Origin of the sequence: Agrobacterium sp. 10MFCol1.1 (assembly GCF_000381165.1) — a bacterium.
Classification (GTDB): domain Bacteria; phylum Pseudomonadota; class Alphaproteobacteria; order Rhizobiales; family Rhizobiaceae; genus Agrobacterium; species Agrobacterium tumefaciens.
Genome location: NZ_KB906078.1, coordinates 1 through 22,236, shown reverse-complemented (window position 1 = coordinate 22,236; position 22,236 = coordinate 1). Strand labels below are relative to the sequence as shown.

General features: G+C 59.6%; 19 protein-coding genes and 1 tRNA gene. 6 read left to right on the top strand and 14 right to left on the bottom strand.

From position 1 onward, the window contains the following. Positions 1–207 precede the first annotated feature (207 nt). Both mfd and F617_RS0117140 read right to left on the bottom strand, forming a co-directional pair. Positions 208–3,705 carry a transcription-repair coupling factor gene (gene mfd / locus F617_RS0117145; protein ID WP_019566117.1) on the bottom strand — a complete coding sequence of 1,166 codons (3,498 nt, stop codon included), beginning with the start codon at positions 3,703–3,705 and terminating at the stop codon, positions 208–210. Positions 3,706–3,708: 3 nt separating this feature from the next. After that, on the bottom strand, positions 3,709–4,020 hold the full coding sequence (locus tag F617_RS0117140; protein WP_003515739.1) for a succinate dehydrogenase assembly factor 2: 312 nt from the start codon (positions 4,018–4,020) through the stop codon (positions 3,709–3,711). Between the two features lie 187 nt (positions 4,021–4,207). Here F617_RS0117140 and recG point away from each other — a divergent pair, with 187 nt between their 5' ends. From recG to F617_RS0117120, 4 genes are read left to right on the top strand one after another with little or no spacing between them, the layout of a single operon-like run. After that, positions 4,208–6,313, top strand: a complete 2,106-nt coding sequence (gene recG / locus F617_RS0117135) for an ATP-dependent DNA helicase RecG (protein WP_003515741.1) — start codon at positions 4,208–4,210, stop codon at positions 6,311–6,313. Between the two features lie 12 nt (positions 6,314–6,325). Beyond that, a complete protein-coding gene (locus tag F617_RS0117130) occupies positions 6,326–6,598 on the top strand; it encodes a hypothetical protein (protein WP_019566116.1) in 273 nt (90 codons plus the stop codon). 54 nt (positions 6,599–6,652) lie between these two features. Further along, the gene (locus tag F617_RS0117125) at positions 6,653–6,910 is read left to right on the top strand and encodes a type II toxin-antitoxin system Phd/YefM family antitoxin (protein WP_019566115.1); all 258 of its coding nucleotides are present in this window, start codon (positions 6,653–6,655) and stop codon (positions 6,908–6,910) included. Next, a complete protein-coding gene (locus tag F617_RS0117120) occupies positions 6,907–7,290 on the top strand; it encodes a type II toxin-antitoxin system VapC family toxin (protein WP_019566114.1) in 384 nt (127 codons plus the stop codon). The genes F617_RS0117125 and F617_RS0117120 overlap by 4 nt, the downstream gene beginning before the upstream one ends. 3 nt (positions 7,291–7,293) lie before the next feature. Here the strand turns inward: F617_RS0117120 and F617_RS0117115 are convergent, their stop codons facing one another. The 10 genes from F617_RS0117115 to pcsA all read right to left on the bottom strand — a co-directional run bounded on the left by F617_RS0117115 (position 7,294) and on the right by pcsA (position 18,651). Continuing rightward, positions 7,294–7,962, bottom strand: coding sequence for a DUF502 domain-containing protein (locus tag F617_RS0117115; protein ID WP_019566113.1), 669 nt, complete (start codon positions 7,960–7,962; stop codon positions 7,294–7,296). A 13-nt stretch (positions 7,963–7,975) separates the two neighbouring features. Continuing rightward, positions 7,976–8,479, bottom strand: a complete 504-nt coding sequence (locus F617_RS0117110; protein ID WP_003515751.1) for a GNAT family N-acetyltransferase — start codon at positions 8,477–8,479, stop codon at positions 7,976–7,978. Then, positions 8,476–10,302 carry a glutamine--fructose-6-phosphate transaminase (isomerizing) gene (gene glmS, locus F617_RS0117105; protein WP_019566112.1) on the bottom strand — a complete coding sequence of 609 codons (1,827 nt, stop codon included), beginning with the start codon at positions 10,300–10,302 and terminating at the stop codon, positions 8,476–8,478. Before glmS ends, F617_RS0117110 begins: the two co-directional genes overlap by 4 nt. 204 nt (positions 10,303–10,506) lie before the next feature. Then, on the bottom strand, positions 10,507–11,868 hold the full coding sequence (gene glmU, locus F617_RS0117100; RefSeq protein ID WP_019566111.1) for a bifunctional UDP-N-acetylglucosamine diphosphorylase/glucosamine-1-phosphate N-acetyltransferase GlmU: 1,362 nt from the start codon (positions 11,866–11,868) through the stop codon (positions 10,507–10,509). A gap of 206 nt (positions 11,869–12,074) precedes the next feature. Next, the gene (locus tag F617_RS0117095; protein ID WP_003515757.1) at positions 12,075–12,812 is read right to left on the bottom strand and encodes a FadR/GntR family transcriptional regulator; all 738 of its coding nucleotides are present in this window, start codon (positions 12,810–12,812) and stop codon (positions 12,075–12,077) included. Between the two features lie 232 nt (positions 12,813–13,044). Next, on the bottom strand, positions 13,045–14,118 hold the full coding sequence (locus F617_RS0117090; RefSeq protein WP_003515759.1) for a BMP family ABC transporter substrate-binding protein: 1,074 nt from the start codon (positions 14,116–14,118) through the stop codon (positions 13,045–13,047). Between the two features lie 37 nt (positions 14,119–14,155). Continuing rightward, positions 14,156–15,076, bottom strand: coding sequence for an ABC transporter permease (locus F617_RS0117085; protein ID WP_019566110.1), 921 nt, complete (start codon positions 15,074–15,076; stop codon positions 14,156–14,158). Next, entirely contained in the window at positions 15,076–16,167 is a 1,092-nt protein-coding gene (locus F617_RS0117080) for an ABC transporter permease (protein WP_013636336.1), read from the bottom strand. The genes F617_RS0117085 and F617_RS0117080 overlap by 1 nt, the downstream gene beginning before the upstream one ends. Continuing rightward, positions 16,157–17,713, bottom strand: coding sequence for an ABC transporter ATP-binding protein (locus F617_RS0117075; protein ID WP_019566109.1), 1,557 nt, complete (start codon positions 17,711–17,713; stop codon positions 16,157–16,159). The genes F617_RS0117080 and F617_RS0117075 overlap by 11 nt, the downstream gene beginning before the upstream one ends. Positions 17,714–17,925: 212 nt before the next feature. Then, positions 17,926–18,651: a phosphatidylcholine synthase gene (gene pcsA / locus F617_RS0117070; protein ID WP_025593712.1), complete on the bottom strand. Its 726-nt coding sequence runs from the start codon at positions 18,649–18,651 to the stop codon at positions 17,926–17,928. A 209-nt stretch (positions 18,652–18,860) separates the two neighbouring features. Between pcsA and F617_RS0117065 the strand changes: the two genes are divergently transcribed. Further along, positions 18,861–20,069 carry a UbiH/UbiF family hydroxylase gene (locus tag F617_RS0117065; protein WP_019566107.1) on the top strand — a complete coding sequence of 403 codons (1,209 nt, stop codon included), beginning with the start codon at positions 18,861–18,863 and terminating at the stop codon, positions 20,067–20,069. Here F617_RS0117065 and F617_RS0117060 read toward each other — a convergent pair. Continuing rightward, positions 20,053–20,991 carry an AEC family transporter gene (locus F617_RS0117060; protein WP_019566106.1) on the bottom strand — a complete coding sequence of 313 codons (939 nt, stop codon included), beginning with the start codon at positions 20,989–20,991 and terminating at the stop codon, positions 20,053–20,055. The two genes, F617_RS0117065 and F617_RS0117060, sit on opposite strands and share 17 nt — an antisense overlap. A gap of 35 nt (positions 20,992–21,026) precedes the next feature. Continuing rightward, positions 21,027–21,773: a cytochrome c biogenesis CcdA family protein gene (locus F617_RS0117055; protein ID WP_026330910.1), complete on the bottom strand. Its 747-nt coding sequence runs from the start codon at positions 21,771–21,773 to the stop codon at positions 21,027–21,029. 341 nt (positions 21,774–22,114) lie between these two features. Between F617_RS0117055 and F617_RS0117050 the strand changes: the two genes are divergently transcribed. After that, positions 22,115–22,190 (top strand) — tRNA-Lys (locus tag F617_RS0117050). Positions 22,191–22,236 lie beyond the last annotated feature (46 nt).

Here is a 22,236-nt window from a genome sequence, read left to right as displayed (position 1 = left end):
GAAGATGGGTGTGGTTTACCCCCCTCTGCCCTGCCGGGCATCTCCCCGACAGGTGGGAAATCGATATGCGGCAAGGTTTTGCTATATCAACGTTAGAGAATGAAGTGGTGACAGCGCGTCTTGCCGATCTCCCTCATTGTGGGGGAGATGCCCGGCAGGGCAGAGGGGGGTAAGCCACACCCACCGACACCCCCAAAGGCTTTAAATCTACGACCGAGCCAGCTCCGCCAATTGCGTCATGACCATCGCCGCACCCGCCAGCCTCTTTTCCGGCGTCGGCAGATCGCGGTTCAGGAACAGGCTGTGGTCCGGGCGGATTTTCGCCATCGAGCCCTGCTTGCCAATGTAACCGACAAGCGCTGCCGGATTGGGGAATTCCTTGTTGCGGAACTGCACAACCACGCCTTTCGGCCCGGCATCCACCTTCTCGACATTGGCCGTGCGGCAGAGCGACTTGATGTAGACGATCTTGAGCAGATGCTGCACTTCCTTCGGCAGCGGGCCGAAACGGTCGATCATTTCTGCGCCGAAACCGTCGATCTCGCCTATATCCGCAAGCTCGCCGAGACGGCGGTAGAGACCCATGCGCAGATGCAGATCGGGGACATAATCTTCCGGAATCATGACCGAGGTGCCGACCGAGATTTGCGGCGACCAGCCGCTGTCGCGCACCTCTTCGTCACCCTTCACTTCGGCCACGGCCTCTTCCAGCATCTGCTGGTAAAGCTCGAAACCGACTTCCTTGATGTGGCCGGACTGTTCTTCGCCAAGCAGATTGCCCGCGCCGCGAATATCGAGATCGTGGCTGGCAAGCTGGAAACCGGCGCCGAGTGTGTCGAGCGATTGCAGCACTTTCAGCCGCCGCTCCGCCATCGTCGTCAACACCTTGTTGACCGGCAGGGTGAACAGCGCGAAGGCGCGGACCTTGGAACGACCAACACGGCCACGCAGCTGGTAAAGCTGGGCGAGACCGAACATATCGGCACGATGCACGATCAGCGTATTGGCGGTCGGCACGTCGAGGCCGGATTCGACGATGGTGGTCGAAAGCAGCACATCGTATTTGCCGTCATAGAAGGCGTTCATGATGTCTTCGAGTTCACCCGCCGCCATCTGGCCATGCGCCACCGCCACTTTCAGTTCCGGCACATCCGACTGCAGGAATGCATGGATATCAGCGAGATCGGCAAGGCGGGGGCAGACATAGAAGCTCTGGCCACCGCGATAATGCTCGCGCATCAGCGTTTCACGGATTACCAGCGGATCGAAGGGCGAAATGAAGGTGCGAACCGCCATGCGGTCCACCGGCGGCGTGGTGATGAGCGACAGCTCGCGCACGCCGGTCATGGCCAGCTGCAAGGTGCGCGGAATGGGTGTTGCCGACAGCGTCAGCACATGCACATCGCTTTTCAGCTCCTTCAGCCGCTCCTTGTGCTTCACACCGAAATGCTGCTCCTCATCGATGATCAGCAGGCCGAGATTGGCGAAGCTGATGCCCGCACCGAGCAGCGCATGGGTGCCGACGACAATGTCGGTCTTTCCATCAGCCACTTCCTTCTTGGTGAGCGCAAGCTCCTTCGAACCCACAAGGCGCGAGGCCTGCTGCACCCGGATCGGCAGACCGCGAAACCGTTCGGAAAAGGTACGGAAATGCTGTCGCGCCAGAAGCGTGGTCGGCACCACCACCGCCACCTGAACGCCATTCATGGCGGCAAGGAAAGCGGCGCGCAAGGCCACTTCGGTCTTGCCGAAACCGACATCGCCGCAGATCAGGCGATCCATCGGCCGCCCGGCACCGAGATCGTCGCGAACAGCGTCGATGGCGTTCAGCTGGTCCTCGGTCTCGTCATAGGGGAAACGGGCGGCAAACTCGTCGTAAAGCCCGTCCGGTGCGATAAGCGCCGGCGCGTGGCGCACCAGACGCGCGGCTGCAATGCGGATAAGCTCGTCGGCCATATCGAGCAGGCGCTTCTTGAGCTTGGCCTTGCGCATCTGCCATGCGCCGCCACCGAGCTTGTCGAGCGTGGCTTCCGCGGCATCAGAACCATAACGCGAGAGAAGATCGATGTTTTCGACCGGTAGGAAGAGCTTGGCGTCGTCGGCATAATGCAGTTCCAGACAGGCGCGCGGCGCGCCCGCTGCCTCGATGGTCTGGAGACCGACGAAGCGACCGATGCCGTGTTCGGCGTGAACCACGAGCGAGCCTTCGTCCAGCCCCGCCACTTCCGCGATGAAATCCGCGCCGCGCTTGCGGCGCTTGGAACGGCGCACCATGCGGTCGCCAAGAATATCCTGCTCGCCGATGATAGCAAGCGTTCCGGTCTCAAACCCGGCTTCGAGGCTCAGCACCGCCGAAGCCGCCTCACCCTTGCCGAGTTTCTCCACCTCTTTCAGCGATGTCACCGGCTTGATCTTTTCAAGCCCATGTTCGTTCAAGACCTGCAACAGCCGGTCGAGCGAACCTTCCGACCAGCCGGTGATCAACACCTTCCAGCCCTTGGCCCGGCGCTCGGCAATGTGCTTTACCGCCAGATCGAAAACATTGACCCGCTCTTCGCTGTCGCCTTCCGTCGGTGGACGTGCCCAGCGCGGACCAACATGGGCATCAAGCGTCGCGACCGGGCGACCTTCGCTATCGTGTTCGTTGAAGGGCGTCAGCCGCACCGCATTGACGCTTGCAAGCGCCGCCTCGAAGCTCTTGCCGTCGAGATAGATTTGCCCAGGCGATACCGGCTTGTAAGGCGCGCCCTGCGTCGAGCCCTTGGTCTCGCCGGAAGCCCGCCGCGCCTCGTAATAATCGAGGACCAGCTTGGAGCGTTCCTTCGCCGCCTCTCGCGCCGTATGGTCGGTGACGATACGGAAACCGCTGAGATAATCGAAGGCGGTTTCCAGCTCCTCGTAAAACAGCGGCAGCCAGTGCTCCATACCGGCATAACGGCGACCTTCGGAGACAGCCTGATAAAGCGCATCGTCGCGCGTCGCCGCACCGAATAGCGACAGGTAATTCTTTCGGAACCGGCCGATCGTATCCGGCGTCAGCGTCACTTCGCTCATCGGATTGAGATCAAGCGAGCGCGCCTGTGCGATGGTGCGCTGGCTGGCCGGATCGAAGGTGCGGATGCTTTCCAGCGTATCGCCGAAGAAATCGAGCCGCACCGGCTCTTCGGTGCCCGGCACGAAGACATCGAGAATGCCGCCGCGCACGGCGAATTCACCCACTTCACGCACCGTCGCCACCCGGTCGAAACCGTTGCGCTCCAGCCGCGCGGCGATGTCCTCCATGCGGATCTGGTTGCCGGGCTTGGCCGAAAAGCCCAGGCTCTCGATAACGTCGCGCGGCGCCATCTTCTGCAGCATGGCGTTGACGGTGACGAGAACGATGGCCGGATGCGGTTTCTTGGCGTGATTGATGAGGCCGGCAAGTGCCGCGAGCCGGCGCGCCGAGGTGTCCGCACTCGGTGACACGCGGTCATAAGGCAGACAATCCCAGGCCGGCAGCGTCAACACCGGAATATCCGGCGCGACAAAACCAAGAATCTGTTCGAGATCGGCGACCCGCTGGCCGTCCGACATCACGTAAGCCACCGATGTTCCCGCCCGCGCCATATCGGCGAGCAGCAGGGCTTCCATGCCGGAGGGCACGTTTCCGATGGTCAGCGGCGTATCGGCCGACGCCACCAGCTTTGCATCGAATCCGGCTATCATGTTTCAGGCCTTCAGGGTTTCGGCTGTGACGAGATCGAAATCGGGACGGTAAGAGGCGATCTTCTCGAACAACGGGGTCTGGAATTTTTCCGGCACCGGCAGGGCACCCGTCACCATCTTGACGAGGTCGTTATCCTCTTCCGCCATGATGATTTCCAGCTCGTCAAGCTGATCGTCGGAAAGCCCGGCAATATTGTCTTCCGCAAATTGCCCGAGCACCAGATCCATCTCGCGAATGCCCCGGTGCCAGCAGCGGTAAAGTATCCGCCTGCGCCTCGGATCGAGGTCGGCGCTCGTGCGCACCAGTCCAGTCATCGCATTCACCTTTCGGTTGGCTATTCAACAGGATGTTGATTGCGCCCTCCTATAGAACAGGAGGCGAACGCTTGGAACCGGTTTTTATCGAAATAATGCCACGGCGGCTAAAATCTGCCGGTGATAAACAGCCTTTGTCGGGCGCCACGTCTTGCATAACGCGTCCCCTTCCCCGATTTTGCTGAGCATGCGTCCCGCCATTCTCGATCCGCTATTTGCTTCCGTCTCCACCCTTGCCGGTGTGGGGCCGAAGCTTGCCGACCTTCTGGCCAAACTGCTGAGCCGGGAAAATGCCGACGACACCCGCGTGATCGATCTTCTGTTCCACGCACCATCAAACGTCATCGACCGGCGCAACCGCCCGGGCATCGCGCTTGCCGCTCCCGGCGCCATTGTCACCATCCAGGGACGTGTCGACCGGCATCAGCCAGCTCCACCAGGCAATCGTTCCGCGCCCTACCGTGTTTTCCTGCATGACGAGACCGGGGAACTGGCGCTGACCTTCTTCCGCGCCAAGGGAGACTGGCTTTCCAAGGCCTTGCCCGTCGATGAAGAGGTTCTCGTCAGCGGCAAGGTGGACTGGTTCAACGGCCGCGCCTCCATGGTGCATCCGGATTTCATGGTGAAGCTTTCCGAATCCGAGAACCTGCCGCTGGTCGAAGCCGTTTATCCAATGACAGCCGGGCTGTCTCCGAAGGTGCTGCGGCGGGCAATTGAAGGCGGACTTTCGAAACTGCCGGTCTTTCCCGAATGGATCGACGAAACGCTGAAGACCCGGCAGGGGTTCGGCGACGTGGCATCGAGCTTCCGTGAGTTGCACGATCCGCGCGACAGCGCCGATATCGATCCTCAGGCCCCGGCACGCAGACGGCTCGCCTACGACGAATTTCTGGCCGGGCAGCTGTCACTGGCGCTGGTGCGGCAAAGACTGCGCAAGGTCGCGGGCCAGCCGATCCGCGCCAAGGGGGACATTGCTGCAAAAATCCTGTCGCAACTCCCCTTCTCCCTGACGCCGAGCCAGAATGCCTCGGTGAAAGATATCCTGACCGATATGGCCAGCGAGGACCGTATGTTGCGGCTGTTGCAGGGCGATGTCGGCGCGGGCAAGACGCTGGTGGCGCTGATGGCTATGGCAACCGCCGTCGAGGCCGGCGGACAGGCGGTGTTGATGGCCCCGACCGAAATTCTTGCCCGGCAGCATTTCGCCACCATCTCCAAACTCGCCAATGCCGCGGGCATCACGGTTGAGGTGCTGACCGGCCGCACCAAGGGCAAGGAGCGTCGCGAGATCGAAGAACGCGTGGCCTCCGGTGAGGCACAGATCGTCATCGGCACCCACGCGCTGTTCCAGGACAGCGTGAGTTACAAGAACCTCGTGCTGGCCGTGGTGGATGAGCAGCACCGTTTCGGCGTACACCAGCGCCTGCGTCTCACCGCCAAGGGCATCACGCCGCATATGCTTGTTATGACCGCCACGCCCATTCCGCGCACGCTGGTGCTGGCCGCCTTCGGCGACATGGATGTATCAAAACTCACCGAAAAACCGGCTGGCCGAAAACCCATCCAGACCGTGACAATCCCCACAGAGCGCATCGGCGACATCGTCGAGCGGCTGCGCGCCGCGCTGAAGGAGGGCAAGAAGGCCTACTGGATCTGCCCGCTGGTGGAGGAGACGGAAGAGTCCGACCTGATGTCGGCGGAAGAACGACATGCGGTTCTCTCGCAGATGCTCGGTGTCAATATCGGTCTCATCCATGGGCGCATGAGCGGCCCGGAGAAGGACGCCGCCATGCTGGCTTTCAAGAACGGCGAAACCCGGCTGCTGGTGGCAACGACAGTGGTGGAAGTGGGTGTCGACGTTCCGGACGCCACGATCATGGTCATCGAACATGCCGAACGTTTCGGCCTGGCTCAGCTTCACCAGCTGCGTGGCCGGGTTGGACGCGGTGACGAGGCCTCCACCTGCATCCTGCTCTACAAGGGGCCGCTCAGCGAAAACGGCCGCGCCCGACTTTCCATCCTGCGCGACAGCGAGGACGGCTTCCTGATTGCGGAAGAGGATTTGAAGCTGCGCGGCGAAGGCGAACTCCTCGGCACCCGCCAGTCCGGCACCCCGGGCTTCCGCATCGCCAGCCTCGAAGCCCATGCCGACCTCCTGGAAATCGCCCGCAAGGACGCCGCCTATGTCATCGAGCGCGACCCCGAACTGACCGGCCCGCGCGGCGAAAGCCTGCGCACCCTGCTCTATCTGCACCGCCGCGACGAAGCTATCCGCTTCCTGCACGCCGGCTGAAAGTGAACCGCCATGAACATGATCGACCCACGCCGCCCACCGCCCGCCTTCAGAAAGGGCTACGCGCTCTGCTCACCGCAAAACATCCTGCAACCCGACACCTTCGCCAAAAGCCCGAAGAAAGCGATCGGCAAGGCCTTCAAAAAGCCCGGCCGCAAGAAGGCATGGACCGAGGCACTGGAACAGGGCTGGAGCGTGCGGCTGGTCTACATGCGGCTTTTCGTCCCCGTGTTCCATGCGACCACGACGGGAACAGAGGTGGATGATCTCGATGACGAGGATTGATTTGGTCCATTCAATAGACTAATCTAAAGCGAGATTTAACGCTTAAGGTTAGCCATGCAGATATCCGTAACTGATGCAAAAGGCCAACTGACAGAATTGGTACGACGCGCCGAGGCCGGGGACGAAATCATTCTCACCCGGCATGGTCATGCAGCAGTGCGGCTGGTTCCAGTGGTTATTGTGGCGGATAAAAAATCCCGCAGGGCCGTGCTTGATAAAGTGCGCGCGGCCGTCGCGACCAAGAGCGACGATGGCCCGGATGCCGCGCATAGTCAGGATTTCCTTTATGACGAGCACGGCCTTCCAAAATGATGGTCATCGATACATCTGCTCTGCTTGCAATCCTGCTTGATGAACCCACAGCAGATGCATGTGCCATGGCTCTCGATACGGATGAACCATTGCTGATATCCGCCGGTACGCTTGCCGAAGCTGTGATCGTCGCGCAAAGACGTGGCCGCAGCCGGGAACTCGAGATGCTGATCGAAGGGCTGAGCGTCGAAATCAAGCCCGTTACTGCTAAATCAATCCGTGGCATTTCGGAAGCCTATCGCATCTGGGGAAAGGGTATCCACCCCGCCGGGCTGAATTTCGGAGACTGCTTTGCCTATGAGCTGGCAAAAGCTGAAGGCTGCTCTTTGCTTTATGTCGGCAACGACTTTTCGCAAACAGATATCAGCGGCCTCCTGTAACGCTCAAACCGGCGCAATAATTTTCGGCGGCGTGAAATCCGGAGCCACCAGTCCACCTGAAATCAGCAGTTTCGCCGCGTCTTCCGGTGTCATGTCCAGCATCACGATCTTGTCCTTCGGCACGAACAGCAGGAAACCCGCCGTCGGCACCGGAGTCGGTGGCAGGAAGACGGCAACCATCTCCTGGCCCATCTCGTTGAAGCGATGGGCAAGCTCTCCCTTGACCTCCGAGGATACGAATACCATCGCCCAGGTGCCGGGTGACGGAAACTCGATCAGGCCGACCTTCTTGAAAGAGTTCGAATGCTCTTTCAGGACGGATTCGAACAGCTGCTTGATGCTCTTGTAGATCGGCCGCACCAGCGGCATGCGGTTGAGAACGGATTCGCCGACGCCGACGATCCATTTGCCAATGAGGTTGTTGCCGAGAAAGCCGATGAGCGTGATGCCGATGACGGCGATCAGCAGGCCGAAGCCGGGGATCGCCACATCGAAATATTGCTCGGGATCGTAACGGGCGGGAATATAGGGCTTAACCCAGCTATCCGCCCATTGCAGGAAGCTCCATACGAGCCACATGGTGATGGTGACAGGCGCAAGGATGAGGACGCCCGTGAGGAAGCTGTTGCGCAGACGGGCTGCGAATGAAATTTTGACTGGAATATCGGTCATTTACCGTTCGGAATTAAGCGTTGTCGCTATCGAAACCCGGATGAAAACCGACAATGCCGGATGGAGTTCCGCCATGCAAGCGAAGAACTGTGAAATATTCGTCAGGAATCCCCTTGCCGCTCAGGCCCTCAACATGGCGAAAACCGAAGCGGCCGTAATAGTCCGGATCGCCAGCGACAACTGCGCCAGAAGCACTCAGACGGTCCAGCGCGGCAAGCCCTTCCCGAACCAGCCCTGAGCCGACACCCTGCCTTTGCCGGTCCGGCGCCACCGATAAGGGCGCAAGACAGAACCAGCCGGTCTCGCCGCCCGACAGTGTTACCGGTGAAAAACCGATATGGCCGATGATGCCTTCGCTGTCCTCGGCAACCAGAGAAACAGTCAGCGCACCGGCCTTGCGAAGCCGTTCGATGATCACATGTTCCGTCTTGTCGCTGTAGTCGACGTTACGGAAGGCATCTTCCGTAACGCGAGCAATCGCCTCTTCATCACCTTGCCGCTCCGGCCGGATGATCATTCCACCGTCACCGATTTCGCCAGATTGCGTGGCTGGTCCACATCCGTGCCCATGAAGACGGCGGTGTGATAGGCCAGCAGCTGGATCGGCAGCGAGAAGACCATCGGCGCGATCAGCTCGTCGACATTGGGCAGCGTGATCGTCGCCATGGTGTCGAGCTTGGAGGCAGCGGCACCCTTCTCGTCGGTGATGAAGATGATGCGGCCACCGCGCGCGGCCACTTCCTGCATGTTCGAAACGGTCTTTTCAAAGAAGCGGTCATGCGGTGCGATGACGATGACAGGCATGTTTTCGTCGATCAGTGCGATTGGCCCATGCTTCAGCTCGCCGGCTGCATATCCTTCGGCATGGATATATGAAATTTCCTTGAGCTTCAGGGCGCCCTCCAGCGCCAGCGGGAAGCTGGTGCCGCGGCCGAGATAAAGTACATCCTTGAAGCGCGACAGATCGCGCGACAGCGCCTCGATCTGCGGCTGGACGAGGTTCAGCACCTTGCTCATGATGCGCGGCATCTCGATAAGCTGCTGCACAAGCTCCTTTTCCTCGCCCGGCTTAAGCGTACCGCGCGCCTTGCCCGCGGCAACCGCGAGCGAAGCGAGCACGGCAAGCTGGCAGGTGAAGGCTTTGGTGGAGGCCACGCCGATTTCCGGGCCGGCGAGGATCGGAAAGATCGCATCCGATTCGCGCGCCATGGTCGATTCGCGTGTATTGACCACCGCGCCGATCTTCAGTCCCTCTTGCTGGCAGTAACGCAAGGCCGCCAGCGTATCGGCGGTTTCGCCCGATTGCGAAATGAACAGCGCGGCCTGCGTGGGAACGAGCGGGATCTCACGGTAACGGAATTCCGATGCGACATCGATTTCCACCGGCAGGCGCGCGTAACGTTCGAACCAGTATTTGCCGATCAGGCCGGAAAGATAGGCCGTGCCGCAGGCAGAAATGGCAAGGCCGGAAAGCCTGGCGAAATCGATCGCCTTATCGGCATCCTTCACGGTTTTGGAGGCGAAATCCACATAGTGGCTGAGCGCATGGGAAATGACTTCCGGCTGCTCATAGATTTCCTTTTCCATGAAATGGCGGTGGTTGCCCTTGTCGACCACGAAAGCCGTCGCCTGCGAAATCTGGCGCTCGCGTTTCACCGGCTTGCCGGAGAAATCGATGATTTCCGCACCGTCACGGGTCACAATGGCGCAGTCGCCATCCACCAGATAGGTGATCTCATTGGTGAAAGGCGAAAGCGCGATTGCGTCGGACCCCAGGAACATCTCGCCCCTGCCGTAACCGACGGCAAGCGGCGGGCCGGAGCGCGCCGAAAGCAGCGTATTGGGATCATCCTGAAACATCACCACCAACGCATAGGCACCGGTCACGTGGTTCAGCATCTTCAGCATCGCCTCGCGATGGCCAAGCCCTTCGCGGGTGTATTTTGCCAGAAGCTGCGCCACCACTTCGGTGTCGGTCTGGGTGGTGAAGGTTGCACCCTCGGCGCTCAGTTCCTCGCGCAGTTCAGAGAAGTTTTCGATGATGCCGTTATGAACGACGGCAACGCCTTCGACGAAATGCGGGTGGGCGTTGGTTTCGTTCGGCACGCCATGCGTCGCCCAGCGCGTATGCGCGATGCCGACGACACCTGGCAGCGGCTTTTCAGAGACCAGCTTTTCCAGATTGAACAGCTTGCCTTCCGCCCGGCGACGGTCCATCGCGCCATTGTCGATGGTGGCGACACCCGCCGAATCGTAACCGCGATATTCGAGGCGCTTCAGCGCATCGACAAGCCGTTCAGCAACGGGCTGCGTTCCGACAATTCCGACAATTCCGCACATATATTTCTCCAGACGGCGATCTCTTCACCGAAACTTCCAGAGTATTTCCGCCTTTCCCTGAAATGCGAAAATACACCACCTTTTTGTTCTGATGCATTTCCGGACGTAAAACCGCTGCGCACCTTTACTGGAAATGCTTTAACCGTTTCTCTGAAATCGGCAATTATCCCGCCGGTCACTTTCAGTATCGCTCGGTAACGTCATCTAAGAGGATTTTTTCTTCGCTTCCTTCAGCGCTTTCGCCCGCTCGCGCAAGGCGACCGCCCTGCCCGGTTTCACCTCCTGGCGCGCGCGCCCGAAAGCCAGCGCATCGGCAGGCACGTCATCGGTAATCACGCTGCCGGAGGCGATATAGGCCCGCTCTCCAATGGAGACGGGAGCAACCAGAGACGAATTCGAGCCGATGAAGCTGTTGGCTCCGATCCGCGTTTCGGACTTGTTGTAACCGTCATAATTGCAGGTGATGGCACCCGCGCCGATATTGCTGCCTGCACCCACGAAAGCATCGCCGATATAGGTCAAATGGTTGACCTTTGCGCCCTCGCCGATCTCGGCCTTCTTGACCTCACAGAAATTGCCGACCTTGGCATTGGCATGCAGGTTTGCACCCGGACGCAACCGCGCAAAGGGACCGACAACCGCACCCTGGGCCAGATAGGCCCCTTCCAGATGCGAAAATGCATGAATGATCGCACCCGGCTCGATCGTCACGCCGGGACCGAAAACGACGTTGGGCTCGATCAGGACATCCTGACCGATCTTCGTATCGAAGGAAAGGAATACTGTCTCAGGCGCGATCATCGAAACACCGTCGACCATCAATTCGTGACGGCGGCGCTCCTGCCAGAGCCTCTCGATGAAGGCGAGTTCAGCGCGGTTGTTGCAGCCGGTCAATTCCTTTTCCGGCGCATCGATGGCAATGGCGCGGCGGCCGAGAGAACGGGCGATCTCGACGATATCAGTCAGATAATATTCGCCCTTAACATTGCTGTTGCCAATCCGATCCAGCAGATCCAGCGCATTGCGGCCGTTGATGGCCATCAATCCGCTGTTGCACCAGGTGACCTTGCGTTCCTCGTCGGTGGCATCCTTTTCCTCGCGGATCGCGACCAGCTCGCCATTCTCGACCAGAAGCCGCCCGTAACCCGTGGGACGGTCGGTATGGAACCCGATAACGGCGACATCGGCACCGTCGGCAATCGCCTCGCGCGCCCTGTCGAGCGTGGCTGAGGTGATGAGCGGCACATCGCCATAAGCGACGATGACATCGTCAAAACCGCGTTCGATCGCCTCGCGTGCGGCAAGAACCGCATGACCGGTGCCCTTGCGTTCCTTTTGCAGGAAAGCCTCGACCTGCAGGCCCTTGAGACTTGCCGCAGCAGCGACATTGTCGGCATCGCGCCCGACCACCAGCGCCACCGCGCCGACGCCCGCTCCAGCAACAGCCTCCACCACATGCCCGATCATCGGGCGTCCAGCGACCGGATGAAGCACCTTGGACTTCGAAGACTTCATGCGCGTGCTGTCGCCCGCTGCGAGAATAACGGCTAGAGAGCTGCGCTCCATAAGACCTCCAACACCCCGTCACCGGCCACAGGCGGCCCGGACAGGGGCAATGTTTGACTTTACGCCGGCCAGCATTGCGGACGAGCGTATGGGTGATTTCTTTCCGGCACTGCTATAACGGCGCCCCACTTAAGAAACCATGCAAATCTCCACCAAATTTCCACGCCGATTTTCATCAAACGTGATCAGCGGCAGGCTGGCATGATCTATGGGCGGGAGTTACGGGCCGTGAATTCGAGTATCTGCTGACGGCCGTTTTCAATCAGCCTTTCCATCTCGCGCCGGGCTGCCCCCTCATCACGCAGGCGAAACGCTTCAACGAGTCGCAGGTGAGAGGCAGACACGTCGGAAATCTCGTTGGGATCGGCTTCCGGGTTGCTCATCCGGAAAATGCCCGCCAGCGCCGCCTTTATCAGCGAGCCGACGGTGCGCATGAACGGGTTGCCGGACATTTCGGTGATGAGAACGTGGAAATTCATATCCGCAAGCGCGCGCTTTTCCTTGGAATAAGCCGTGTTGCCCATCTCATTGGCGTAAGCGACAAGCCTTGCGATATCGGCGTCTTTTGCCCTGGCGGCAGCAAGACCCGCGCCATAGGGTTCGAACGCCTGGCGGATATCGTAGAGATGCAGCAGGAATTCCTCGCTGACACCTGCCTCGAAGTGCCAGAGCAGCACCTCGCTGTCGAACATGTTCCAGCTTTCGCGCTCCGTCACACGGGTACCGATGCGCGCCTTGGGGGAGATCATGCCCTTGGCGGTGAGCGTCTTCATCGCCTCGCGAAGCACCGTTCGAGAGACTTTCAGCCGCTCCATCAGCTCGGCATCGCCCGGCAGGATGTCACCCGTCTTGAAAACTCCGGACACGATATCGAGACCGAGCTTGTGAACGACCTGAGCATGATTTGTCCGCAACTTTCGAAAACCGATCGCCGCATCGAGCATTCCGCGCTGCAAATTCCATGTCCTTCCGTTCGGTTGAAGATGTAAAAATCGCGCCTGACTTGTGTAATCCAGGAAAGCAGCCCGATTTTCAACGCAGAATACAGTGAAAAACATCAACGCGCGTGAAAAGCAAAGCCAAACTTCGTTCGAACAATAAAACACATCAAAATAACAAAGACCGCGCATGAATTGCATGCGCGGTCCCGTTAGCAGCTAGTACCTGCGTGTCACATTATTGCGGCAGCTTGTCGTCCACGCCGGCAACGTAGAAGTTGAGGCCGAGCAGAACGCCGTCTTCAGCCTTCTCACCCGCCTTCAGCCATTCCGAACCGTCCTGCTTCTTCACCGGACCGGTAAAGGGGTGCAACTCGCCCGACTTGATCTTGGCTTCGGTTTCCTCAGCCATCTTCTTCACGTCATCAGGCATGTTGGTGTAAGGCGCCATGGTCAGGATGCCGTCCTTCAGGCCGTCCCAGATGGATTCGGACTTCCACGTGCCGTCAAGCAGGGCCTGCGTGCGCTTGATGTAATAAGCGCCCCAGGTATCCTTGATCGCGGTCAGCTGTGTCTCCGGACCGGCCTTGATCATATCGGAAGCCTGACCGAAGGCCTTGATGCCGCGCTCGGCTGCAACCTGCATCGGAGCAGTCGTATCGGTGTGCTGTGTCAGGATATCGACGCCCTGGTCGATAAGCGCCTTGGCGGCATCGGCTTCCTTGCCGGGGTCGAACCAGGTGTTGGCCCAGACGACCTTGACCTTGAACTCAGGATTGACGGACTGCGCGCCAAGAACGAAAGCGTCGATGCCCATCACCACTTCCGGGATCGGGAAGGAAGCGATGTAGCCGGCAACACCCTTCTTCGACATCTTTGCGGCGATCTGGCCCTGAATGTAGCGGCCTTCATAGAAACGCGAATTGTAGGTCGCGACGTTTTCGGCGGTCTTGAAGCCGGTGGCGTGCTCGAACTTCACCTTGGGGAACTTCTGGGCAACCTTAACGGTCGCATCCATGAAGCCGAAGGAAGTGGTGAAGACCAGCTCACAGCCGGAACGTGCCATGCGCTCGATGGCGCGTTCGGCATCCGGGCCTTCCGGAACGCTTTCGAGGAACGGCGTTTCGATCTTGTCGCCGAAATGCTTCTGCAGCTCTTCGCGACCGATTTCATGCGCCTGCGTCCAGCCGCCATCGGTGCGGCTGCCGACATAGATGAAGCAGACCTTCTTTGCGTCGGCGGCCTCAGCCGAAGAAACGACGCCTCCAAGAGCCGCTATGGAAGCAGCAAGTGCGATGACCAGTTTTTTCATTTTTACCCCTGTTTGGTTTGGAGACTGGAAGTTTTTCTCACCGGTCCGGCACGAAGGATTTGCCCAGTGATGCCGGCGTGTTGATCAAGGTCGTGCGGCGATTATGCGAGATGATGACCAGCACGACAATAGTTGCGATATAGGGCAGCGCCGAAAGCAGTTGCGACGGCACGCCAATGCCGAATGCCTGGGCGTGCAACTGCCCGATGGTGACAGCGCCGAACAGATAACCGCCTGCCAGCACCCGCCATGGACGCCAGGACGCGAAGACGACGAGCGCCAGTGCGATCCAGCCACGCCCGGCCGACATGTTTTCCACCCATTGCGGCGTATAGACCAGCGAAAGCTGCGCGCCGGCAAGCCCCGCGCACGCACCGCCGAACATGACAGCCAGATAGCGTGTGCGGATGACGTTGATGCCAAGCGCATGGGCAGAACCGTGATTGTCGCCGATGGCGCGGATCTTGAGACCCGTGCGGCTCTTGAACAAAAACCAGCTTATGCCGGCAACGAGCGCGATGGACATGTAGAAGATCAGGTCTTGTCGGAACAGCAAGGGGCCGATGAAGGGTATCTCCGACAGCACCGGAAAGACGATGGGCTGCAGCTTGACGCCCGGCAGGCCAACGAAGCTTTCGCCCAGCATGCCGGAAACGCCAAGACCGAGAATGGTCAGCGCAAGGCCAGTCGCCACCTGGTTGGTAACGAGCGTCAGCGTCAGGAAACCGAAGAGCAGCGAGAAAACCGCGCCCGACGCGATACCGGCCAGAATGCCAAGATAGGGCGAACCGGTCATATGCGCGGCAGCGAAAGCGCAGACCGCACCCATGATCATCATGCCCTCGACGCCGAGATTAAGGACGCCGGAGCGTTCCGCCACCAGCTCGCCCGAGGCGGCAAGGACGAGCGGTGTGGCGGCAGTGATGACCGTGAGAAGGATGGCCTGAAGCATATCCATCATGCCGCTCCTTGGCTGTTATGCGCCTTGCCGGTGAAGACGACCCTGATGCGGTAGAAGATCAACGTATCGCAGGAGAGTACGAAGAACAGCATCAGCCCCTGAAACACACGCGTCACCTTGTCAGACACACCGATGGAAAGCTGCGCCGCCTCACCACCAAGATAGGTCAGTGCAAGCACCAGCCCGGAGAGGATGATACCGAGCGGATTGAGGCGGCCTAGAAAGGCGACGATGATGGCGGTGAAGCCGTAACCCGGAGAAATGCTGGGCTGAAGATGGCCGATGGAGCCGGAGGCTTCCGAAATGCCCGCAAGCCCGGCAAGCGCGCCGGAAAGCAGCATCGAAAACCAGACCATGCGGCTCGATGAGAAACCGGCAAAACGCCCTGCCCGCGCCGATTGGCCAAGAACCGTGACCTCGAAGCCTTTCAGCATGTAACGCATCATGAACCACAGCGCGATGGCCGCTACGATGGCAAACACGAAACCCCAATGCGCCCGGCCCGATGCCAGCATTTCCGGCAGCACTGCGCTCTCGTTGAAGGGTTTCGTCTGCGGGAAGTTATAGCCGCCCGGATCGCGCCAGATGCCGCGCGTCAGCCAGTCGAGAAAAAGCTGCGCGACATAGACCAGCATCAGGCTGACGAGGATTTCGTTGGTGTTGAACTTCGTCTTCAACAGCGCCGGAATACCGGCATAGAGTGCGCCACCGATGGCGCCCATAACCAGCATCAACGGCAGGATGAGTGGCGAATGCCAGTCCGGATAAAGCACCGGCAGGATGGAACCGGTGATCGCGCCGATGGTGAATTGTCCTTCCGCGCCGATGTTCCAGTTGTTGGAGCGATAACAGATAGACAGGCCAACCGCGATCAGGATCAGCGGTGCGGCCTTGATCGCCAGCTCATGCAGCGACCAGACCTCCAGCAGTGGCTCGATGAAAAAGGCGTAAAGCGCATCAAGCGGATTTTTACCGAGTATGGCGAACATGATGGCGCCGACGAGCAGCGTCAGCACCAGTGCCAGAAGCGGCGAGAGAAGGGTAAATAGCTTCGAGATCCCTGCCCGTTTTTCAAGCTCAATGCGCATGCTGGGCGGCTCCTGACTGTGTGTGGACGCCGCCCATCAGCAGGCCGATCTTTTCAAGCGTCATGTCTTCCACCGGATAGGCCTGCGAAAGCTGCCCATCGGAAATGACTGCGATATTGGTGGCGACCTCGAAGATTTCATCGAGGTCCTGGCTGATGACGATGACGGCAGAGCCGGCTTTGGCGAGATCGACAAGCGCCTGCCGGATACGGCTCGCCGCCCCCGCATCCACACCCCATGTCGGCTGGTTGACAACAAGCACGGCCGGTTGACGATCGAGTTCGCGTCCGACGATGAATTTTTGCAGATTGCCGCCCGACAGCGATCCCGCCAGCGGATCGGCCCCGCTTTTGCGCACATCCATGGTTTCCGATATGCGCCGCGCCGCCGCCTTGATAGCTGAGCCCCTGACGATGCGCAGGAAACCGCCCGTCAGAAACGCCTTGCGGTCGGAGCGCGCCCGCGCCAGCAGAAGATTGTCGGAAAGGCTCATGCCGGGAACGGCGGCATGGCCATGGCGCTCCTCGGGTACGAAACCGGCGCCCATCAGCCGCCGGCCATTGATGCCGATGCGGCCGGCCGGCTTGCCGCGGAGATGGATCGCATCATTATTATAGACGGGATATTCGCCCGAAAGCGCATCGAACAACTCGCCCTGCCCGTTTCCGGCGACCCCGGCAATCGCCAGCACTTCGCCGGCGCGCACAGTCATGGAAACCGCTTTCAACGCCACGGCAAAGGGCGTGCGTGGCGCAACGGAAAGCCCCATGACTTCGATCTGCGGTTGACCGAGGGCATCGCCCGTCGGTCGCGAAACGCTTGCGACATCGCTACCCACCATCATGCGCGCCAGAGATGCCGGTGTTTCCTTGCGCGGATCGCAGGCGCCCGTAACCTTGCCATGGCGCAGAACGGTAGCGCGGTCGCAGATACGCTGCACCTCTTCCAGCCGGTGGCTGATATAAAGCACCGAACGGCCTTCAGCCTTCAGCTTCGCCAGCGTCTCGAACAGCTTGTCCGCCTCCTGCGGTGTCAAAACCGAAGTCGGCTCGTCGAGAATGATAAGGCGCGGGTTCTGCAACAGGGCGCGCACGATCTCGATACGCTGGCGCTCGCCAACCGAAAGATCTGCGACATGCGCATTGGGATCGAGAGGCAGGCCATAGGCGCGCGAAAGCTGTTCCGCTTCCTTGGCGATTTCCTTCAATGAAATTTTCGGGTCCAGCGACAGGGCGATGTTTTCAGCAACCGTCAACGCCTCAAACAGGGAGAAATGCTGGAAGACCATGCCGATGCCGAGCCTGCGGGCCTCGCTTGGCGAACCTATGGAAACCGGCTGACCCTGCCAGACGATATCACCCTCGCTCGGCGAGAGCACGCCGAACAGCATCTTGACGAGCGTGGACTTGCCCGCGCCGTTTTCACCCAGAAGCGCGTGGATTTCGCCCGGCGCTATATCGAGGTCGATGCCGTTGCATGCGGCGAAATTGCCGAACAGCTTGGTCAGCTTGCGAACGGACAGGAGAGGCACGGCCTCCGGCGCCATAGTTCCAGTCACGAATTCCCTCTCTACACCGGCTACCCATGCTTTCTTCGAAGCATTTCAGCAACCGTGGTCATTGTTCCCAATCAGGCTACAACACGTATGCAATGCTGCGCGATCATGATTTATTGATAACTGTTTTGCTGCTGCGCACAACTGAAAAAGACGTTGCTTAAATGCAATTTGCACAAGCAATAAACGGCTTTACGCTTTTCTTATTTCGCGCCGAGCGCGGGGAAAAACTGCAATATTCCGCCGATGCAATAGAGATAAAGCCCGCTCGCTACAAAGCCGATCACCGCCCAGGTCGGCGTTTCGAAATGCATCAGCAACGCATAACCGCCAAGCGCACACCAGACGAATACGATTGCCAGATTAAGCGGCCGCAATCGCTTCACGCGCACCGGATGCAGGAAATTGATCGGCAGGAATGTCAGGAACACCGAGACGGTAACGACAGTCATGGCTGTTGTGGCGCTGGCATCCATGACGAATAGCGTGAACACCACCATGTTCCACACCACCGGAAAGCCGGAGAAGAAATATTCGTCCGTCTTCATGCCCATGTCGGCGTAATAGATGGCGCTCGACACCACGATCATGCCAGCCGCAACGAAGGATAGCGGCTCGCCGATCATGCCGCTCTGGTAAAGCGCAAAGGCGGGCAAGAGCACATAGGTGACATAGTCGATGATATTGTCGAGCGTATCGCCGGACCAGTTGGGCAGAACTTCCTTCACCCGAACCTTGCGGGCGATGGGCCCGTCAATGCCATCCACCAGCAGCGCAAGCCCCAGCCACCAGAACATGTCGACAAAGCGGTGTTCGGAAGCGGCGACGACGCCAAGAAAAGCCAGAAATGACCCGGATGCCGTCAAAATATGAACGGAAAAGGCGCGGATTTCCGCGTAGGGAACACGCTTGTAGTTGAAAATTTTCATGGTCAGCGTCTGCGCCCCGCTTTTCATCCGCCCTGTTCATTCCGGTATGCGGCCATTCACCACGCTTTGCAACCGGCTGATCTGGCTTATCCTAGGACTAATATAGCGGTACAACCAACGAATGTTTACGCCGGGATGTTCCGGGGTCAAAGTGGATTTACCCGCGCAAAGCCTTTATGATGCCTTGGAAATAACAACGGATCAGGACCATGAGACACTTCGATATCGCCATCACTGGTGCGGGACTTGCGGGCCAGATTGCGGCCATAGCGCTTGCGCGGGCGGGCCGCCACGTGGCGCTTGTTGCGCCCTCCAGCGAAAAGAAGGACCGGCGCACGACGGCGCTGATGGACCAGTCGATCCGCTTCATGGACCGCCTTGGCCTCTGGTCGCGCATAGCCCCTACCGCAGCCCGTCTTTCCACCATGCAGATTATTGACGGCACCGACCGCCTGCTGCGCGCGCCCACCGTGCAGTTCCGCTCCTCTGAAATCGGGCTGGATGCATTCGGCTGGAATATTCCCAATGAGGCGCTGCTTGGCGTGCTTAGCGAAGCGGTCGAACAGGAACACAATATTACCCGCTTCGAAACCACCGCCGAGACGATTGATATCGGCAACGACCGTGTATCGGTAACACTTGGCGATGGTGAAGCGCTCTCCGCAGATTTTCTGATCGGCGCGGATGGCAGGAAGTCGATGGTGCGGGATGCAGCCGCAATCGGCGTCAAATCCTGGTCCTATCCGCAGACGGCCATCGTTTTGAACTTCAGCCATAGCCGGCCGCACGGCAATGTCTCGACAGAATTCCATACGCCCACGGGCCCTTTCACACAGGTTCCCCTGCCCGGCGACCGCTCCAGCCTCGTCTGGGTTGTCACTCCAGCGCAAGCGGAAGAGCTGACGGCACTGCCGCTTGAAGCGCTCAGCCTCAGGGTGGAGGAGCGCATGCAATCCATGCTCGGCGCCGTTGCGGTGGAAGACAGCGTGCAGGCATGGCCACTGTCTTCCATGACCGCGCATCGCTTCGGCAAGGGCCGCGTCGCCCTGATCGGCGAGGCTGCACATGGTTTCCCGCCCATCGGCGCACAGGGTCTGAACCTCAGCCTGCGCGACATCATTGCCCTCACCGAACTGCTCGGCGCCGTCTCCGACCGCCCGATTGCGGCGGATGTCGGCAGCAGCTTCGACCGCAAGCGGCGGGCGGATGTCTACACCCGCACCCTCAGCGTCGATCTCCTCAACCGGTCGCTGCTTTCCGATCTACTGCCGGTGCAGATGGCGCGTGCGGCTGGTCTGCATGTGCTATCCGGCATCGGCACGCTCAGAAGCATGGTCATGCGCGAAGGCATCGAGCCGGGGCGCGGGCTGAAGGCCCTGCCCTCGCTGCTGTTCGGCAGCTTCAAAAAGGCTGGATGAAATAAACCACGCCCGTCAGCGTGAAGACCGAAAGCACCGTCGAGATCAGGATCGTCGCCGACGCCCTCTCCTGCCAGACGTGATATTGCTGGCCGATGACGAAGACATTTGTCGCGGTCGGCAAGCCCGCAAGCAGCACGGCGGAATAGATCCATACCGGTTCGAACCGCCCGAGCGACGAGAGCACAAGATAAGCGGCAAGCGGATGCAGGATAAGCTTTGCCGGGACGATATAGCTGATTTCGACCGGCACCCGCTTCATTGGCCGCAACGCCAGCGTGACACCCATGGCAAACAGAGCGCATGGTGCTGCCGATTGCGCCAGATAATCCACCAGCCGCTGCACCGCCTCCGGCGGCTGCCATGAAAGCGAAGCGGCCAGAAAACCGGCGATTACCGACACGATGAACGGGTGAGTAATGACCTTGCGCGCCACATCCAGCGCAAGCCTTGCTGTAGAGCGCTTGTCACCGCCCGCAACCGCCATCATCGCCGGTGCGACGATGAAATGGGCGGCGTTTTCGAGACAGACGATCAGCGCGACGGGCACTGCCGCTTTTTCACCGAGCGCCAGAAGCGCAAGCCCCGGACCCATATAACCAATATTGCCGTAGCTTGCCGCGAAACTCTGGATCGTCGTTTCGGCGAGATTGTTCTTTCTCACGAAACGGCCGATCAGGAACACAGCCAAGAAAATGCCGTAGGTGCAGGCAAGACTGGCGGCAACGAAATCCATGCGCGTCAGTTCTTCCACCGGCGTTTTCGACACCAGCTTGAAAAAAAGCGCCGGAAGCGCCGCATAAATGATGAAGGTGTTCAGCCAGCCCATCGCCTCGACCGGCTGTTTCGTTATGCGCGCCGCGCCGTAGCCGATGAAGATCAGGCCGAAAAACGGCAAAAGCAATCCGACGATATCGGCCACAGTTTTTCCCCCGCATATGAAATACGCGGGGAGGCTTAGCCGATTTTCATCAGGATCGGAAAGGTCTCCTGGAACCAGATCGCCACATTGGTGATGAAACCGGTCATGAAAGCGAGGCCGGTGAGCACCAGCAACACACCCATCAGCTTTTCCACAAGACCGAGATGGCGGCGGAAACGGACGAGGAAACGCATGAAGGAACCGGAAAAGGCGGCAGCAATCCAGAACGGCACCGCAAGGCCAAGCGAATAGACCGCAAGCAGCATTGCGCCATCTCCAACCGTGTCACGCGAGGCGGCAATGCCGAGGATCGCGCCGAGGACAGGACCGATGCAGGGCGTCCAGCCGAAGGCAAAGGCAAGGCCCATGACATAGGCGCCGGAAAGCGTGGCCGGTTTGCCCGCCCCCTGAAACCGCGCCTCACGCGAAAACAGGCCAATGCGGAAAACACCGAGAAAGTTAAGGCCCATCAGGATGATGATGAAACCGCCAATCTTGGCGAGAATATCGAGGTTCTGGCGCAACAGCGTGCCGATCGTCGAAGCACCGGCACCCAGCGCCACGAAGACCGTGGCAAAACCGAGCGTGAAGAAGAAAGCCGAAAACAGCACGGCCCTGCGGATTTCAGGCCGCGGCGCGGTATTCTCCGTCCTGAACTGCTCCACCGAAACACCGGCCATATAGCAGAGGTAAGGCGGCACCAACGGCAGGACGCAGGGCGACAGAAATGAAAGGGCACCGGCCAGAAGCGCGCTGAACAGGGAAATATCGGCAATCGACAAGAAAGAACTCCGCATTGACGCATGTCTCCCAAAAGCGGGAATCGGTTTTGGGATAACGTCACGCGCAAAAAGATAAGCAAGGCACGTCGCGATTCCCGAGATTCGCCGCGTTTCACGCTCTCATTTTGGCGCATGCCATTGCCGCAAAACGATTTCACCCGTTTGCCAGACATGTCTGAAGCCGCTTTTATCCCCAGCCACCCCCTCTCTCCAATCACCTTTTCGGGGGTGCGACAAAAAAAACCGGATTGATTGTAGAAAGCGCTTTTTTTGGGTTGACCGAACGGATCGCTCTACCTATGTTCCGCGCACTTCCGAAGGGCATCCCAGCCCCGACACGGGAGAGCGTAGCTCAGCCGGTAGAGCAACTGACTTTTAATCAGTAGGTCCAGGGTTCGAATCCCTGCGCTCTCACCACCTAACCACCTAAAATCATTGATAAAACCGGCACATTAGTGATCGC

Coding starts and splice junctions, on each gene's coding strand:
- glmS (WP_019566112.1), bottom strand. CDS start 10,302: ATGTGCGGAATTGTCGGAATTGTCGGAACGCAGCCCGTTGCTGAACGG.
- F617_RS0117110 (WP_003515751.1), bottom strand. CDS start 8,479: ATGATCATCCGGCCGGAGCGGCAAGGTGATGAAGAGGCGATTGCTCGC.
- F617_RS0117115 (WP_019566113.1), bottom strand. CDS start 7,962: ATGACCGATATTCCAGTCAAAATTTCATTCGCAGCCCGTCTGCGCAAC.
- F617_RS0117085 (WP_019566110.1), bottom strand. CDS start 15,076: ATGGATATGCTTCAGGCCATCCTTCTCACGGTCATCACTGCCGCCACA.
- F617_RS0117095 (WP_003515757.1), bottom strand. CDS start 12,812: ATGCTCGATGCGGCGATCGGTTTTCGAAAGTTGCGGACAAATCATGCT.
- pcsA (WP_025593712.1), bottom strand. CDS start 18,651: ATGAAAATTTTCAACTACAAGCGTGTTCCCTACGCGGAAATCCGCGCC.
- F617_RS0117075 (WP_019566109.1), bottom strand. CDS start 17,713: ATGGCGCCGGAGGCCGTGCCTCTCCTGTCCGTTCGCAAGCTGACCAAG.
- glmU (WP_019566111.1), bottom strand. CDS start 11,868: ATGGAGCGCAGCTCTCTAGCCGTTATTCTCGCAGCGGGCGACAGCACG.
- F617_RS0117065 (WP_019566107.1), top strand. CDS start 18,861: ATGAGACACTTCGATATCGCCATCACTGGTGCGGGACTTGCGGGCCAG.
- F617_RS0117080 (WP_013636336.1), bottom strand. CDS start 16,167: ATGCGCATTGAGCTTGAAAAACGGGCAGGGATCTCGAAGCTATTTACC.
- recG (WP_003515741.1), top strand. CDS start 4,208: ATGCGTCCCGCCATTCTCGATCCGCTATTTGCTTCCGTCTCCACCCTT.
- F617_RS0117120 (WP_019566114.1), top strand. CDS start 6,907: ATGATGGTCATCGATACATCTGCTCTGCTTGCAATCCTGCTTGATGAA.
- F617_RS0117125 (WP_019566115.1), top strand. CDS start 6,653: ATGCAGATATCCGTAACTGATGCAAAAGGCCAACTGACAGAATTGGTA.
- F617_RS0117090 (WP_003515759.1), bottom strand. CDS start 14,118: ATGAAAAAACTGGTCATCGCACTTGCTGCTTCCATAGCGGCTCTTGGA.
- F617_RS0117140 (WP_003515739.1), bottom strand. CDS start 4,020: ATGACTGGACTGGTGCGCACGAGCGCCGACCTCGATCCGAGGCGCAGG.
- F617_RS0117130 (WP_019566116.1), top strand. CDS start 6,326: ATGAACATGATCGACCCACGCCGCCCACCGCCCGCCTTCAGAAAGGGC.
- mfd (WP_019566117.1), bottom strand. CDS start 3,705: ATGATAGCCGGATTCGATGCAAAGCTGGTGGCGTCGGCCGATACGCCG.